The following is a 14701-nucleotide window of genomic DNA, read 5'->3' as shown; positions in this document are numbered from 1 at the left end:
CCGGAGCGGATCGGAGGCGCCGCGGGAGACCGCGGTCGTTTTCCCGTCAAATCTTTCGAATGTCTTAAGGGTCTGGAAACCATGTTGGGCGACCAATGGGGTTGAGCTTTTTCGACCGCAGGGCCCGGTATGATTTCACGTGAACAGCGCACCCCGTTGAGCGAGTGGTGGTGGACCGTCGACCGGCTGCTGCTGGCGGCCATGCTGGCGCTGATGCTCGCGGGCATCATCCTGTCGCTGGCGGCGAGCCCGCCGGTCGCGGTGCGCATCGGCCTCGACCCGTTCCACTTCTTCAATCGGCACGTCATCTTCCTGCTGCCGTCGTGTTTCGTGATGATCGCGGTGTCGTTCCTGTCGCCGCGGCAGATCCGGCGCGCCGCGCTGGTCGTGTTCGCGATTAGCGTGCTGCTGATCCTGGTGACGCTGGGCTTCGGTCCGGAGGTCAAGGGCGCCAAGCGCTGGATCACCATTCTCGGCGTCAACATCCAGGCATCGGAGGCGGCCAAGCCGTCGTTCGTCGTGCTGGTGGCGTGGCTGTTCTCGGAATCGGCGCGGCGTCCCGAAATGCCGGCGACGTCGATGGCGCTGGTGCTGCTGCTGTCGCTGGTGACGTTGCTGGTCGCAGAGCCCGACTTCGGTCAAACCATGCTGATCCTGATGGTCTGGGGCGCGCTGTTCTTTATCGCCGGCATGCGCATCATCTGGGTGTTTGGCCTCGCCGGCACGGCCGCGGCCGGTCTGTTTGCCGCCTACATGTTCGTGCCGCACGTCGCCGCCCGCATCAAGCGCTTCATGGATCCGGCCTCCGGCGACACCTTCCAGGTCGACATGGCGACGGAATCGTTCAGCCATGGCGGCTGGTTCGGGCAGGGACCGGGCGAGGGCACCGTCAAGCGCATCCTCCCCGACAGCCACACCGATTTCGTGTTCGCGGTGGCGGCGGAAGAATTCGGCATCATCCTCTGCCTGATGCTGCTGGCGCTGTTCGCCTTCATCGTCATCCGGACCTTGTCGCGCGCCTATGCCAGCGAAGACCTGTTCGCGCGGTTCGCCGCCTCGGGCCTCGCCATCCTGTTCGGCATCCAGGCGTCGATCAACATGGCGGTGAACCTGCACCTGATGCCGGCCAAGGGCATGACGCTGCCGTTCATTTCCTACGGCGGTTCGTCGATGGTGTCGCTGGCCTACGGCGTCGGGATGATGCTGGCGTTGACGCGGCTCCGGCCGAGCATCGAGGTGCAGTCGGTCGGCGACGCCTATGCGTCGCGCCAGTTCGCCTGAGACAGCCGGCCCGCACATGAGCGATGCTCCTCTCATCATGGTTGCCGCCGGCGGCACCGGCGGCCATCTGTTTCCGGCCGAGGCGCTGGCAGCCGAGCTGTTCAGGCGCGGCCTGCGGGTTCGCCTTGTCACCGACGCACGTGCGCTGCGCTACAGCGGCCTGTTCACGCCCGAGCTCACTGATGTGGTGCCGAGCGAGACCGTACGCGGCCGCTCGCCCGTGGCGCTGGCGAAAACCGCATTCAAGCTGACGGCCGGCGGCCTGATGGCGCTGAACCTGATGCGGCGGCAGAAGCCGCGAGCGGTGATCGGCTTCGGCGGCTATCCGACGCTGCCGCCGCTGATCGCGGCGCGGCTGTGCGGCATTCCGACCATCGTGCACGAAGCCAACGCGGTGATGGGACGCGCCAACAAGTTGCTGTCGACCCGGGTCACCGCGATCGCCACCTCGTTGCCCGGCGTTCTCGACACCATGGCTGCACTGGCCGCCAAGGCGACCGTGACCGGCATGCCGATGCGACCGGCGATCCTCGCAGCGGCAGGCGTGCCGTTCGTGTCGCCGCAAGCCGATGGTCCACTGCGTCTTCTGGTGGTCGGCGGCAGCCAGGGCGCGCGCATCATGGCCGACATTGTCCCCGGCGCGATCGAGCGGCTCGAGCCCGCGCTGTGGCGCCGTCTCGTGCTGGTGCAGCAGGTGCGCGACGAAGACATGGCGCGTGTCCGCGCCGTCTACGATCGCCTTAAGGTCGATGCCGAGCTGGCGCCGTTCTTTGGCGATCTTCCGGTACGGCTCGCGGCCAGCCATCTTGTGGTATCGCGCTCGGGCGCAGGGACCGTCGCCGAGCTGGCGGCGATCGGCCGGCCGGCGATCCTGGTGCCGCTGCCGGGTGCGATTGATCAGGACCAGTTCGCCAATGCCGGCGTACTCGAGGGGGCGGGCGGAGCCGTCCGCATCGTGCAGCCGGAGTTCACGCCGGATCGCCTGGCCGCAGAGATCTCCGCGCTCGCCGCCGATCCGTTGCGCCTGACCACCATGGCGACGCGCGCCCGCTCCATCGGCACGCTCGATGCGGCGACACGGCTCGCGGATCTGGTCATGAGGGTCGCTGGCCTCTCCGGTCGGACAAGCCAGGGCCAGGGCGATTGAGCGAGCGAAGACCGGTCTGGCCAGGCGCGGCCAGGCTGCGCGAGCGGTGGACGGCCGCGATGGACGAGGCCACCTGCGATCGCGCGGCGGCGGACGGCTCGCCGATGTGTCGAGGGCCACGATGACGGTCGATTCTCCTGCGGAGCGTCTGCGCCGGCATCCCGAATTTCAGGCGGTGCTCGGCATGTTCTGCGATCGCCTGGTGGCTCCCCTGCGCGGCCAGCGTGTGATGATCAAGCTGTTCGGCCAGCGCGCGCCGACAGAGATCGCCGGCCTGATCGTGATGATGCATTTCACGGCGCAGTCGCGCAGCGGGCGTCCGACCCTGACGCGGATTCAGGCGCGGCTGCCCGGGGCGCGGCGGATCGCAGCCTTTGTCGCGCTTCTGCGTGGGTTTGGCCTGGTTCGCTCCGAGCGCGATCCTGCCGACGCGCGGATCCGATATCTGGTGCCAGGCGATCAGATTGTCGACGGACTGCGGGACTGGCTCGCGGTTCACCTCGACTGCTACGGGCGACTTGCGCCCGGCGACGCGTATCTTTTCGACCGCCTTCGCTCCGACCGCGTATTTTACGAGGAGATGATCCGTCAGTGCGAGCCGTGGCTCGATCGGGCGAACCGCCCATTGACGTGCTTTCCGGATCTCAACTGGCTCGACGAGCATGACAGCGGAATCCATCTCGTGCTGACGCTGGTGGAGGCCTGGAAACGACGTCAGTCGGCGGTCTGGATCGAGGTGTCCTCGATGGATCTCGCACGATCCCTCGGTGTTTCGAAGTCCCATATCCGCAACCTGATGAACCTGATGGAGCTCCGCGGCCTCGTCCGGCACGATGCGAGTCGTCAACGCATCCAGCTTGCAGCGCGCTTGGTTGATGCCGTGGAAGGCTGGTTCTGCCGTCAGGTGATCTGGCTGGCCTCTGCGGCGCGACGAGCCGAGGCTGTCGTCGCCACCCCCGATCAGCGCTAGAGCACGCCATCCTCGCACCAGCCAGCTTGTGGCATATTGCCGGAGGCGGTCCCGGCGAAGGTTTCCGCACACCAGCCGACTGTTACCGAACGACGACAGGCTGCGGCGATTTTTGCCATGCTACGCTCTGCCCAAGGGGCGTTTCCGGCACTATATCTATCGATTGGATTTGGAGCCTTCGGAAGCAATGTTGGGTTTTGAACTCGCAGTCGTCGTCGTCCTTATTCTGGTCAACGGCCTGCTCGCCATGTCGGAACTCGCCATTGTCTCGTCGCGACCGGCCCGTCTCCAGGCGCTGCACAATAGGGGCGTGCGGGGAGCGGAGACGGCGCTGACGTTGGCGTCGGATCCTGGCAAATTCCTGTCCGCGGTGCAGATCTGGATCACCCTGGTCGGCGTGCTGTCGGGCGCGTTCTCGGGTGCTACGCTCGGCCAGCGCCTCAGCCAATGGCTGGTTGAAGCCGGGCTCGGGCAGAACCTGTCGGACGCGGTCGGCGTCGGCGTGGTCGTCACCATCATCACCTATGCTTCGCTGATCGCCGGCGAACTGGTGCCGAAGCAGATCGCGCTGCGCAATCCTGAAGGCGTCGCGGTGCGCGTCGCTCCGGGCATGCGGCTGATCGCGCGGGTTTGCGCGCCGCTGGTGTGGCTGCTCGATGCCTCCGGGGACGCCGTGCTGTGGCTGCTCGGCCAGCGCGGCGAAGCGTCGGGCAAGGTCTCCGAGGACGAGATCCACACCTTGATTGTCGAGGCCGAAAACGCCGGCGTGCTCGAGCCCGGCGAGAAGGAAATGATCGCCGGCGTCATGCGGCTCGGCGATCGCCCCGTCGGCGCGGTGATGACGCCGCGGCGCGATGTTGCCATGGTCGACATTTCCGCCGATCTCGACGCCATTCGTGCGGCGTTCGCTGCGACATCGCATTCGCGCCTCCCGGTGCACGACAATAACCGCGATCATCCCGTCGGCATTCTCTACGCCAAGGATGTGCTCGATGCGGTGCTTGCGGGCGGCAAGATCGACGTCCATGGCCTGGTGAAGGAAGCGCCGGCGATTCCGGAAAGCGTTGATGCGCGCGACGTCGTCGCGGTACTGAAGCAGTCGGCGGTGCACATGGGGCTGGTGTTCGACGAATACGGCACCTTCCAGGGGCTCGTCACCAGCGCCGATATTCTCGAAGCCATCGTCGGCGAATTCAGGAGCAGCGATGGCGCCGATGAGCCGGCGTGGGTGCGTCGCGACGACGGCAGCTACCTGCTGTCCGGCTGGATGCCGGTGGACGAGTTGTCGGAGCTGCTGTCGATCACCTTGCCGGACAGCCGCGACTACCAGACCGCCGCCGGGTTCGCCTTGCAGCATTTCGAGACGCTGCCCGACGTCGGCCAGAGCTTCGTGCACGAGGGTTGGCGGGTCGAGGTCGTGGACATGGACGGGCGCCGGATCGACAAGCTGCTGGCGAGCCGTCTCGTCGACGCGTGACGGCTGAGTATCTCTTTCAAGAGTTTCTAAGCGCGCCGCCTTGAGCGGCAAAGCGCACGGCTGCATAGTCGCGCGGCTCGCGTCACGCGTCAGGGTCATGCTGCAGTTCCACGACCGAATCTTCGCGCAACACCGGATCGTCGATGCGGCGCGTTCGGATCGGGCGCAGCCGGTTCCGGTCGAGTTGCAATGGCTGGAGACGCCGGGTTGCGTCGTCCAGCGCAGTGATGTCGTGCTCGACCAGGGACTGCAGACCGACAGCGTGGTTCGGCCGGGCTTGTTTTTAACGGTGTTGCTGAAGGGGCAGGGGCAGGGCGGTCCCCGTCATGGCCTGCCGCCCGTCCGCTTCACCGACAACATCGTGGTGGCCATGGCGCTGCGGGTGCCGACGGCCTGCGCCGGGCAGGCGCCGCCGGGCACCCACTTGCAAGGTGCGGGACTGGCATTTCCCTGCGAGTCGATCGCGCGTCTCGGGCTTGGTGATGCCTTCGCGGCGCTGTTCACCACTTCCGACATGAGCGCCGTGGTCGCCACATTGACGGCGCCGCCGCGCCTGCTGGCGCTGGCCGCCGACATGCTGGCGCCTGGGCTTGATGGAGCCGAGGAGCAACTGCTGCTATCGGCACATGCGACGGAGATGCTGGTGCGGGTCATCGCGGCAATGCGCCAGCGCAGCCGCTTTCAGCTGTCGGCCGACCCGCGTCAACTGCGGCTGCTTGCGGTTCGGGACATGGTCGATGCGGATTTGCGGCGATCCTGGACGATCGCGGAACTGGCTCACCATGCCGGGGTCAGCCGCCGGTCCTTCAACCTTCTGTTCCATCGCGCCTTCGGCGTGAGCGCGGCGGCCTATCTGCGGACGCGTCGGCTCGAAACGGCGCGCACGGCCATCGTGCAGCACGGCGTGTCGGTGGCGGATGCCGCCTATCTCGCGGGCTACGACAACCCCGCAAATTTCGCCACCGCGTTCCGGCGCCATTTCGGGCATGTCCCGAGCCGCAGCCGCGCGATGCTTTGAGTGTCTCAACGCCTGCTCAAAGGTCTTTTGCGCAACCGCAAAGGCGGCGTCGCAACAAATCTGATGACTCCCGGCTATGGCGGTGATGAGCCGCTGCGACGAGATCGGGGGCATGTCGGTGATGGAACGGGATCGGACGAAGCGCTGTACCGGCGCGGCGATTGCGGGGGCAGTGGTTGCGGGATGGGCGATCGCGGCGGGCGTGACTTCGGCAGTGGCGCAGTCCGCGCAACGTCCGGACGCGGTTCAATCGAGCGCGCTGCCGGCCGTGACGGTCGAAGCTCCTTCGCGTCCCAGGCCTCGCGCGTCGGCTCAACGACGGGCGATGGCTCCCGCAGCCGCCTCGCGGGCGGGCGCGCAGCGCAACCCTGCGCCGGCGGTTGCGCGCACGACGGGCGATGGTCCGGCTGCCGAGCGTGCCAACGGTCCGGTGCAAGGGATGGTGGCCGGGCGCAGCGCCAGCGGCACCAAGACCGACACGCCGATCCTCGAGACGCCACAAGCCATTGCCGTGGTGACGCAGGACCAGATCCGTGCCCAGCAGGCGCAGTCGCTCAATCAGGCCCTGCGCTACACGCCCGGCATTCTCACGGAACTGTACGGCGCGGCCTCCACCACCAACGACGTTAAGGTCCGTGTTTTCCTCGCGCCACGCTATCTCGATGGGCTGAAGCTGCCGGTCGACCCGATCCTGACCTTCGCACAGGCGCACATGGATCCATGGGGACTGGAGCGGATCGAAGTGTTGAAAGGGCCGTCGTCGGGGCTGTACGGTGAAACCTCGCCGGGCGGCCTTCTCAACATGGTCAGCAAGCGGCCGACGGCGTTCGCCCAGAACCAGATTGAGCTTCAGACCGGCAGCTATGGCCGCGCGCAGGCGGCGTTCGATCTCAGCGGGCCGCTCGACAAGAATGGCGAGCTGCTCTACCGCCTGACCGGCCTTGGCCGGCTGTCGGATTCCGTCATCGATTACAATCACGAACAGCACGGTTTCATCGCGCCGAGCTTCACCTGGCGCCCGGACAACGACACGTCGTTCACGTTTCTCTCGAACTTCACGCGTGACCGCAATGATGGCCAGCCGCAGCAGTATGTGCCGGCCTATGGCACGCTCTATCCGAACATCAACGGTCGCATTCCCTACAGCCGCAATTTCGGCGAGCCGAGTTTCGATCGCAGTGCCGCCGATCAGAACCTGGTCGGCTATGTGTTCGAACACCGCTTCAACGAAGTGTTCCAGTTCAGGCAAAACCTGCGCTACTCGGAAGTGACGTCGGATGTCACTTCGTTCCGCAACGAGTTCGCCGCACCCGATATGACCGTGACCGCGCGCTCGGCGAACCAGATCAATGCACGTTCGCGCTCGTTCGCGATCGACAACCAGATGCAGGCGGATTTTGCCACCGGACCGCTGCAGCACAAGCTGCTCGCCGGCGTCGACTATGTCACAGCCGATTCGTTTGCCTACTACGCGTTCGGTGCGGCGCCGCCGCTCAACATCTACGCGCCTGTCTACGGCATCGGCATTCCGTCGCTGTCCTCGTTGACGCCGGTGATCAAACAGAACTCCAACCAGGATCAGCTCGGCTTCTATCTGCAGGACCAGATCAAGGTCGATCGCTTCGTGTTCACCCTTACCGGGCGCCATGACCATTGGCAGGCCGACACCACCAACCAGTTGAACCTGACCGCGCTCAGACAGAGCGCCGATGCGTGGACCGGTCGCGCCGGAGTCTCCTATGTGTTCGATAGCGGCGTCGCGCCGTACGTCAGTTACTCGACATCGTTCGAGCCGGTGGTTGGCCTGTCGCGTACCGACCAGTTCGGTAACGTGTTCAAGCCGACGACGGGGCAGGGCGGCGAGGTCGGCATCAAGTTCCAGCCGCCGGGCACCAAGGCGCTGTTCACCGTGGCGGCGTTCGACATCACCCAGCAGAACGTCGCGACCGCAGACCCCAGCAATCCCTTTTTCAATATCCAGACGGGCGAGGTGCGTGTGAAGGGCTTCGAGCTCGACGCCCGCGCGAGCCTGTCCCGGGAGCTCGACGTGATCGCCGGCTTTACCCATCTGCAGCCGATCGTGACCCAGAGCACCACCGGTAATATCGGACGCGACGTCGTCAATATTCCCCGTGACTACGCCTCGCTGTGGGGGCTCTATACTTTCCGGAGCGGACCGGCCGCTGGTCTCGGACTTGGCGCCGGGGTGCGCTACATCGGCCAGAGCTATGCCGATCCCTTCAACGCGGTCGTGGTGCCGTCCTACGGCCTTGTCGATGCGCTGGTATCCTACGACTTCTCCTACCTGCGCCATGATCTGCGCGGCCTGAAGCTGCAGGTCAATGCCTCCAACCTGTTCAACAAGTATTACGTCTCGACCTGTTTCACGGGACTGGCCTATTGCGCGCTCGGTGCGCCTCGCACGGTGCTTGCGACGCTGTCCTACGCCTGGAATTAGGGGCGCGAACGATGGGCAACCATGCCTCCCTTCGCCGCTGGATCTGGATCCACAAATGGTCCAGCATCGTCTGCACGGCATTCATGCTGCTGCTCTGCATCACCGGCCTGCCGCTGATCTTCCATGACGAGATCGACGATCTGCTGCACACGCAGGTGAAGGCGGCGGAGGTGGCCGAGGGCACACCGCTGGTCAACCTCGACCTGCTGGTCGCCGCAGGCATGGCGACCGTGCCGGGCCAAGTGCTGCACTTTCTGATCTGGGATCCGGACGACCGCAACGCGGTGATGTTGAGTGTCGGCAAGAGCATCGATGTCGACCCCAGCAACAATCGCATCATCCGGATGGACGCGCATACCGGAGCCTATCTCGACGCGCCCGATGTCACCGGGCGCTTCACCTACATCATGCTCAAGCTGCACACCGACATGTTCGCGGGCCTGCCCGGCAAGCTGTTCCTGGGCCTGATGGGACTGCTGTTCTGCGTCGCGATCATCTCGGGGATCGTGGTCTATGCCCCATCGATGCGGAAGTTGCGGTTTGGCGCCTATCGGCGCGAGCGGCCACGAGTGGTGCGCTGGCTCGACGTGCACAATCTCGCCGGCATTCTGCTCGTGCTGTGGGCGCTGGTGGTCGGGGCAACCGGCGTCATCAACACCTGGGCCGATCTGGTCATCAAGATCTGGCAGTTCGGCCAGCTTGCCGAGATGACGGCGCAGTATCGCGACCGGCCGCTGTCGACGGCCGCAGCCTCTGTCGAGACCGCGGTGCGCACGGCGATGCAGGGGGAGCCACAGATGCGGCCGGCCTTCATCGCTTTCCCGGGCACGCTGTTCAGCAGCAAGAGCCACTATGCCGTTTTTCTGCGAGGCAGCACCCCGCTGACGACGAAGCTGCTCAAGCCAGCGCTGATCGATGCGGACACCGGCACGCTGACCGATAGCCGCGACCTGCCGTGGTACGTCGCGACGCTGCTGATCTCGCAGCCGCTGCATTTCGGCGACTATGGCGGCATGCCGATGAAAGTGGTGTGGGCGGTGCTCGACGTGGTTACGATTGTCGTGCTGGCGACGGGGCTCTATCTCTGGCTGCGCCGCCGGCGCGCCGCGCCGGCATTGGTCAGGGGCGGTAGAGTGCAGCCGAGCCCGGCCAATCCCTGACGTCAACGTGCGGGCGGCGCCGGAGATGCATCGGCGAGAAGGCCGCGGATCATGGCGCGCACCATGGTCGCGATCTCCTCACGCAGCGCATCGATCGGCACCGCGATCAGCTTCTGCTCGAGGCCGAGCAGGACCATGCCATGCACCGCGGAGAACAGGCTGCGCGCCGTAACGCCGAGTGCAGCCGGTGCGCGATCCGGAAACAGCGCGACCAGCGGCTGGTGGATGTGGCGGAACAGGTGCATCTGTTCGGCGATGACCCATTCGGGAATGGTGCGCCCAGGCTCCATGCGATGCTCGAACAGTGCGCGCCACAGTTCGAGATTCTCGGCGGCAAAGGCGCAATAGGCCTCGGCGATGTCGACGAGCGTCTCGCCCGGAGCAGGCGCGCGTCGGCCCTCGGCTTCGGTCAGTGCGGCGTCGAGCCTCGCCAGCGTGCGCGAACCGACGCGCAGCACCAGTTCGTCCATGCTCTCGACCAGGTTGAACACCGCGCCGTTGGAGCAGCCGATTTCGCGGGCAAGATCGCGCGACTTCAGGCCGCCGAGCCCCTTGGTCGCGATCACGGTCTCGGCAGCGCCGATCAGCGCCTCCCGCAGCCTGTCACGTCGTTCCATCGTTTTGGACATTGTTAACCTTTGTTAACCTTTTCCATGAGCGCCGCTCAAAATAATACTTGAGCGCCGCTCAAATTCTGGTACAGCTTCGCTCCATGAGCGATGCTCATATCAGGGAGTGACCCATGTTCAAAACGGTTTTGACGTTGTTCCGCGGCAGCGTCGCTGCGGCCGGCGAGGAACTGGAAGACCGCTCGGCGCTGCTCATCCTCGACCAGCAGATGCGCGACGCCGCGGCGGCGGTCGAGCGCGCCAAGCGGGCGCTGGCGCTCGCCATCGCCCAGGACCAGCAGGAAGGACGGCGGCTCGACGCCACCAAAGCCCGCATCGCCGATCTGGATACCCGTGCCGTCGCTGCGCTCGACGGCGGCCGCGAGGATCTCGCCCGCGCGGCGGCGGAAGCCATCGCCGGTCTCGAAGCCGACCGTGACGCGGCGCTCACCGCGCGGGCGCTGTTCGCGACGGAGATCGCGCGGCTACGCCGCCACGTCAGCGGCGCCGAGGTGCGAATCGCGGCGCTTGACCGCGGCCGCCGTATCGCGCGGGCCTCGGAAGCGGTCCGCGCGTTGCGCCGCGGCGGCATCGAGGCGGCGCGCCCCTATGAATCGACCCTGCCGGAGGCCGAGCGGACGCTGGCCCGCCTGCGCGAGCGCCAGCAGGAGGCGCAGGCTGCGGACGATGCGCTGATCGAAATGGACGCCGCCAACGGCCCGCTCGCCACCGCGGAGAAGCTCGCCGAGCAGGGCTTCGGGCCGCGCATGCGCGCGACGGCGGACGATGTCCTCGCCCGCCTCAAGGCCAGGCAGGCGTCGTCGCCTGCTGCGCCGCAGACCCACGACTGATCGTTTTGAACCACCTGTGACAAAGGATATCGCCATGAACCAGACCGCCCAGCCGCACACCTCCGCGTGGGTCACCTTCACCTACGTGTCGTTCGCCGCCTCGCTCCTGATGGTCATCTGCGGCGTCTACTTCCTGCCGCTCGACCTGTGGGTGAAGGGCTACCTGCTCATGGGCATCGTCATGCTGGTGCAGTCCTGCATCACCATGACCAAGACGGTGCGCGACGTCCACGAGAGCAGCCGCCTCGTCAACCGCATCGAGGATGCCCGCGCCGAGCGCATCCTGATGGAAGCATCGAAGGCGGCGTAGGCTGCCTGGAACAGCTGGATACCGCTGCGGGATGGCCGAGCGATCGGCCGTCCCGTGGTGGCATTGCTGCAAGTGTCCATTTACCTTGCCATAGCGGCTCCTTGTCCCGATCATTGCGTCTCGACGGGCCGTCCTGCAGGAAAAAGCAGAGGCGTGCGGACTGGACCGCACGTCTCCGGGAATGCCATGGCGACGTTGCGACAGTTCGATCGCAGGGGAAGGCTTCGATCCGGCTACGACCGGCTGCGCGGCATGGGCGCGTTCTGGTTGCGCGCGTTGTCGCAGCCAGCCATCGATCTCACCTTGCGCACGCACGCGGGGATGCAGACCCGGATCGTCGAGAGCCCGGGCCTGTCGTTGCCACAGGAGGAGCTCGCGCGTCTCGTTGCACAGCTTCGTGCCGTCGCCGCAAAGACGCTGCCGCAGGACGAACTGACCTATGGCGTATTCTCAGGCGAACGCGAGCCGCTCGCGCGCGCCATCGTGACGCTGATCTGCGACGAGACGACTGGACAGCCGATCGCATTCAATGCGCTGGCCGTGATGGACGTCACGCTCGACGGCGCGCCGGCCGAGGTGACGCATCTCGGTCTCGTGATGGTGGATCCGCAGGTGCGCGGGCAGGGACTGTCCTGGGTGCTGTATGGCCTCACGGCTCTGGTGCTGTTCGTGCGCGACGGCTTGCGCCCCAAATGGATGTCCAGCGTCACCCAGGTGCCGGCGGTGGCCGGCATGGTCGGCGAGACCTTCTCCGACGTGTTTCCGTCGCCCGATCCTGCCGCGCGGCGCAGTTTCGCCCACCTGCAACTCGGCCGCGACATCATCCGCCGCCATCGTCAGGTGTTCGGCGTCGGTCCGGAGGCGGGCTTCGACGAGGCGCGCTTCGTCATCACCAATGCCTACACCGGTGGGTCCGATGCACTGAAGAAGACCTTTGCCGACGCGCCGAAGCACCGCGACGAGCGTTACAACGCGTTCTGCGCCCGCGAGCTCGACTACGACCGTGGCGACGATCTCCTGCAGATCGGCCGCATCGATCTCGGCGGAGCGCGGCGCTATCTGCTGAGCGAGGTGCCGCGCAGGTCGCTGCCGGGCCTGCTCGCGGCGGGGGTGGTGCTCGGGCTGCAGCGGCTGCTGCTGCCGTTGATGCACTGGCTCGACGATACGAGGCCATTCGGCGCGCTACGGCCGCGCCAGCCGCCGCGCGAGAGCCCCGCCCCCCATCCGGAGGCGCCATGATGTCGCCGGCAATCGTCGCGGATTCCATCGTCAACCTGTGCGGCGCCATCGGCCTTGGCGTCGCGATGCTGACGCTGCGCCGGCGCGATGCGCACAGCCCGCAGACGCGGCGGCTGCTGTTTGCGCTCGGCCTCGTCGCGGTCCTGTTCTTCGTGCGCAGTGCCGCGTGGTGGAGCGGCAGCGATCTGCTCGACCGCCTGTCGCTGGTTCCGGCGGCATTGATCCCGCTCGGCGCACTAATCGTCACCGAAGGGATGCTGCGACGGCATGCCCCGCGCCAGGTCAAGCTCGCCGCCGTGGCGGGAGGCATCGTGCTTGGCCTCGGTGCCCTCGTCGGCGGTGGATCATACGTCGTGTTCCACGGTGTCGCGCTGATGTTGTTCCAGCTCGCTGGCTTCGCCGTCTGTGCGCTGCTGCTGGCCTGGCGTGACCCGGCCACGCTGATGTCGTCGGAAAACCGCAGCATCGCGCGCCTCGTCGTGGGCGCGCTGGTGGTGATGCCGTTCGCGGTCACCGACTTTCGCGTGGTGTTTCCAGACATTCCCGTGCGTCTCGGCGCGTTGGGAGCGCTGTTGGTGATCTCCGTGCTTCTGATCGCCGGGGGCGGCGCTGAAACGCGGCGTCAGGGGCTGATGCTGATGGCGTTGCGGCTGGTCAGTTCAGGCCTGCTCGGCGTTGCGGCGTCGTTCATGGCGGGCGAGGTTGACGCCGCGCAAGTGGTGCGGTTCTGCGCGGTCGCGATCAGCGGCGTCCTGGCGATCGCATTGATGGTGGATGCGCTGCGCTCGTTGTTCGAATCCCATGCACCGGGATTGCTTAACTCGGTTGCTGCATCTGCCGCGCAGGGCCGCGACAGTCTGATCGCCGAGCTTGCGCGTCATCCGCTGTTCGCGAGCGCGCGGCGGCTGCGCGAAGTGGATCTCGTCGACTACGATCCGCCGCTGCTGCGTGATCTGCTGGCGCGGCGCAGTCTGCTGCGTCGCGCCGATGCGCCATGGGGATTGCCGCCAACCGATCCGGCGGTTGAGCGCATCGTGTCGCTGCTGGCGGCCCATAGCGCGACCCATCTCATCGTGCTGGCGCCCGATCCAGCCGATATCATGGTCCTGGCAGTGCCTGTAGTCTCCGCCGATCCGGCCACGGAGACGGCGTTGGCATTGGTCGGCCGCCTGCTGGTGCTGGCGCCCGACTGAGCGGCGATCTGCTAGAGCTCCACATGCTCCACGAGATAGTCGAGGAACGCGCGCACCCGCGCCGGCAACTGGCCGCCGTGGCCGACGAATACAGCGTGTACCGTTTCAAGATCGCCGGGATTGTGGCTCTCGAGCACCGGCACCAGCCGGCCGGCGTCGATATCCGCCTGGACATGGAAGCGCGTCAGGCGGGCGAGGCCGAGCCCGGCGGCGACCAGCCGCTGCATCGCTTCGCCGTCGCTGACCAACGCGTTGCCGGCCGGGTGGATCGAGACGTGGCCGCCCTTGCTGTCGCGAAACGGCCAGCCCTCGATCTGCTTGGTGAAGCAGAAGCCGAGCATGTTGTGGTGTTCGAGATCCTGCGGGCTCCGCGGCGTGCCATGCCGCGCGAGATAGGACGGCGCGGCGACCACCACCATCGCGCTTTCGCCGAGCTTGCGTGCCAGCAGCCGTGACTCGCGCAGCGGCCCGACCCGGATGGCTACGTCGGCACGCTCCTCCAGCAGGTCGACCACCGTGTCGGTCAGCGCGACGTCGACATGGACATCGGGATAGCGCTGCATGAAGCCGGGCAGGAGCGGCAGCAGCCGGTGCAGGCCGAACGGCACGCTGGTGTTGACCCGCAGCCGGCCGCGCGGCGTCGCGCCGGTGGTCGCTTCGCGTTCGGCCGTGTCGATGTCCTCGAGGATGCGCATCGCCCGGTCGTAGTAGGCGGTGCCCTCGGGGGTGAGCTGCAGCTTGCGGGTCGAGCGGTTGACGAGCCGCACCCCCAGCCGGCTTTCCAGGCGGGCGACGAGCTTGCTGACCGCCGATGGCGTCATCCGGAAGCTGCGGGCCGCGGCCGAGAAGCCGCCGAGATCGACAACCCGGACAAAGACTTCCATTTCGCCGGAGCGGTTGACCTCGATCCGAGACATTGTGATTTCAGTTCACAGATATTTTTCCTTCTGTAGTTCTAATTCACGAATGGCGCGATGTCCATCTGGAAG

13 protein-coding genes are annotated in these 14701 nt (G+C 66.4%); 11 read left to right on the top strand and 2 right to left on the bottom strand.

What is annotated here, in order from left to right:
• Positions 1 to 129: 129 nt before the first annotated feature.
• The 7 genes from ftsW to JQ639_RS10935 all read left to right on the top strand — a co-directional run bounded on the left by ftsW (position 130) and on the right by JQ639_RS10935 (position 9511).
• Complete coding sequence (gene ftsW / locus JQ639_RS10965; protein WP_211966130.1) at positions 130 to 1281, top strand: putative lipid II flippase FtsW; 1152 nt, start codon at positions 130 to 132, stop codon at positions 1279 to 1281.
• Between the two features lie 16 nt (positions 1282 to 1297).
• Positions 1298 to 2428: an undecaprenyldiphospho-muramoylpentapeptide beta-N-acetylglucosaminyltransferase gene (murG, locus tag JQ639_RS10960; protein WP_211966129.1), complete on the top strand. Its 1131-nt coding sequence runs from the start codon at positions 1298 to 1300 to the stop codon at positions 2426 to 2428.
• 121 nt (positions 2429 to 2549) lie between these two features.
• Positions 2550 to 3398, top strand: a complete 849-nt coding sequence (locus JQ639_RS10955; protein ID WP_211966128.1) for a hypothetical protein — start codon at positions 2550 to 2552, stop codon at positions 3396 to 3398.
• Positions 3399 to 3585: 187 nt separating this feature from the next.
• On the top strand, positions 3586 to 4875 hold the full coding sequence (locus JQ639_RS10950; protein WP_211966127.1) for a hemolysin family protein: 1290 nt from the start codon (positions 3586 to 3588) through the stop codon (positions 4873 to 4875).
• A 97-nt stretch (positions 4876 to 4972) separates the two neighbouring features.
• Positions 4973 to 5893: a helix-turn-helix transcriptional regulator gene (locus JQ639_RS10945; RefSeq protein ID WP_211966126.1), complete on the top strand. Its 921-nt coding sequence runs from the start codon at positions 4973 to 4975 to the stop codon at positions 5891 to 5893.
• A 325-nt stretch (positions 5894 to 6218) separates the two neighbouring features.
• Complete coding sequence (locus tag JQ639_RS10940; RefSeq protein WP_249123052.1) at positions 6219 to 8351, top strand: TonB-dependent siderophore receptor; 2133 nt, start codon at positions 6219 to 6221, stop codon at positions 8349 to 8351.
• Between the two features lie 11 nt (positions 8352 to 8362).
• Positions 8363 to 9511 (top strand): PepSY-associated TM helix domain-containing protein, encoded by a 1149-nt coding sequence (locus JQ639_RS10935; RefSeq protein ID WP_211966125.1) that lies wholly within the window; start codon positions 8363 to 8365, stop codon positions 9509 to 9511.
• 2 nt (positions 9512 to 9513) lie between these two features.
• Here the strand turns inward: JQ639_RS10935 and JQ639_RS10930 are convergent, their stop codons facing one another.
• A complete protein-coding gene (locus JQ639_RS10930; RefSeq protein ID WP_211966124.1) occupies positions 9514 to 10140 on the bottom strand; it encodes a TetR/AcrR family transcriptional regulator in 627 nt (208 codons plus the stop codon).
• A gap of 113 nt (positions 10141 to 10253) precedes the next feature.
• Between JQ639_RS10930 and JQ639_RS10925 the strand changes: the two genes are divergently transcribed.
• The 4 genes from JQ639_RS10925 to JQ639_RS10910 all read left to right on the top strand — a co-directional run bounded on the left by JQ639_RS10925 (position 10254) and on the right by JQ639_RS10910 (position 13712).
• Complete coding sequence (locus tag JQ639_RS10925) at positions 10254 to 10970, top strand: PspA/IM30 family protein (RefSeq protein ID WP_211966123.1); 717 nt, start codon at positions 10254 to 10256, stop codon at positions 10968 to 10970.
• 34 nt (positions 10971 to 11004) lie between these two features.
• On the top strand, positions 11005 to 11280 hold the full coding sequence (locus tag JQ639_RS10920; protein ID WP_211966122.1) for a YiaA/YiaB family inner membrane protein: 276 nt from the start codon (positions 11005 to 11007) through the stop codon (positions 11278 to 11280).
• A 252-nt stretch (positions 11281 to 11532) separates the two neighbouring features.
• The gene (locus JQ639_RS10915) at positions 11533 to 12519 is read left to right on the top strand and encodes a hypothetical protein (RefSeq protein WP_211966569.1); all 987 of its coding nucleotides are present in this window, start codon (positions 11533 to 11535) and stop codon (positions 12517 to 12519) included.
• On the top strand, positions 12519 to 13712 hold the full coding sequence (locus tag JQ639_RS10910) for a hypothetical protein (protein WP_211966568.1): 1194 nt from the start codon (positions 12519 to 12521) through the stop codon (positions 13710 to 13712). The genes JQ639_RS10915 and JQ639_RS10910 overlap by 1 nt, the downstream gene beginning before the upstream one ends.
• A gap of 11 nt (positions 13713 to 13723) precedes the next feature.
• Here the strand turns inward: JQ639_RS10910 and JQ639_RS10905 are convergent, their stop codons facing one another.
• A complete protein-coding gene (locus JQ639_RS10905) occupies positions 13724 to 14629 on the bottom strand; it encodes a LysR family transcriptional regulator (RefSeq protein ID WP_211966121.1) in 906 nt (301 codons plus the stop codon).
• Positions 14630 to 14701 lie beyond the last annotated feature (72 nt).

The sequence above is a fragment of the Bradyrhizobium sp. U87765 SZCCT0048 genome (assembly GCF_018131225.1).
In the GTDB taxonomy this organism is placed as follows: domain Bacteria; phylum Pseudomonadota; class Alphaproteobacteria; order Rhizobiales; family Xanthobacteraceae; genus Bradyrhizobium_A.
Note: the sequence above shows the minus strand (reverse complement) of the source record. Positions and strands in the feature narration are given on the sequence as shown.

Bases quoted from the DNA above. Each gene is read 5' to 3' on its own strand.
- murG (WP_211966129.1), top strand. From the start codon at position 1,298: ATGAGCGATGCTCCTCTCATCATGGTTGCCGCCGGCGGCACCGGCGGC.
- JQ639_RS10940 (WP_249123052.1), top strand. From the start codon at position 6,219: ATGGCTCCCGCAGCCGCCTCGCGGGCGGGCGCGCAGCGCAACCCTGCG.
- JQ639_RS10910 (WP_211966568.1), top strand. From the start codon at position 12,519: ATGTCGCCGGCAATCGTCGCGGATTCCATCGTCAACCTGTGCGGCGCC.
- JQ639_RS10935 (WP_211966125.1), top strand. From the start codon at position 8,363: ATGGGCAACCATGCCTCCCTTCGCCGCTGGATCTGGATCCACAAATGG.
- JQ639_RS10930 (WP_211966124.1), bottom strand. From the start codon at position 10,140: ATGTCCAAAACGATGGAACGACGTGACAGGCTGCGGGAGGCGCTGATC.
- JQ639_RS10950 (WP_211966127.1), top strand. From the start codon at position 3,586: ATGTTGGGTTTTGAACTCGCAGTCGTCGTCGTCCTTATTCTGGTCAAC.
- JQ639_RS10945 (WP_211966126.1), top strand. From the start codon at position 4,973: ATGCTGCAGTTCCACGACCGAATCTTCGCGCAACACCGGATCGTCGAT.
- ftsW (WP_211966130.1), top strand. From the start codon at position 130: ATGATTTCACGTGAACAGCGCACCCCGTTGAGCGAGTGGTGGTGGACC.
- JQ639_RS10955 (WP_211966128.1), top strand. From the start codon at position 2,550: ATGACGGTCGATTCTCCTGCGGAGCGTCTGCGCCGGCATCCCGAATTT.
- JQ639_RS10920 (WP_211966122.1), top strand. From the start codon at position 11,005: ATGAACCAGACCGCCCAGCCGCACACCTCCGCGTGGGTCACCTTCACC.
- JQ639_RS10915 (WP_211966569.1), top strand. From the start codon at position 11,533: ATGGGCGCGTTCTGGTTGCGCGCGTTGTCGCAGCCAGCCATCGATCTC.
- JQ639_RS10905 (WP_211966121.1), bottom strand. From the start codon at position 14,629: ATGTCTCGGATCGAGGTCAACCGCTCCGGCGAAATGGAAGTCTTTGTC.
- JQ639_RS10925 (WP_211966123.1), top strand. From the start codon at position 10,254: ATGTTCAAAACGGTTTTGACGTTGTTCCGCGGCAGCGTCGCTGCGGCC.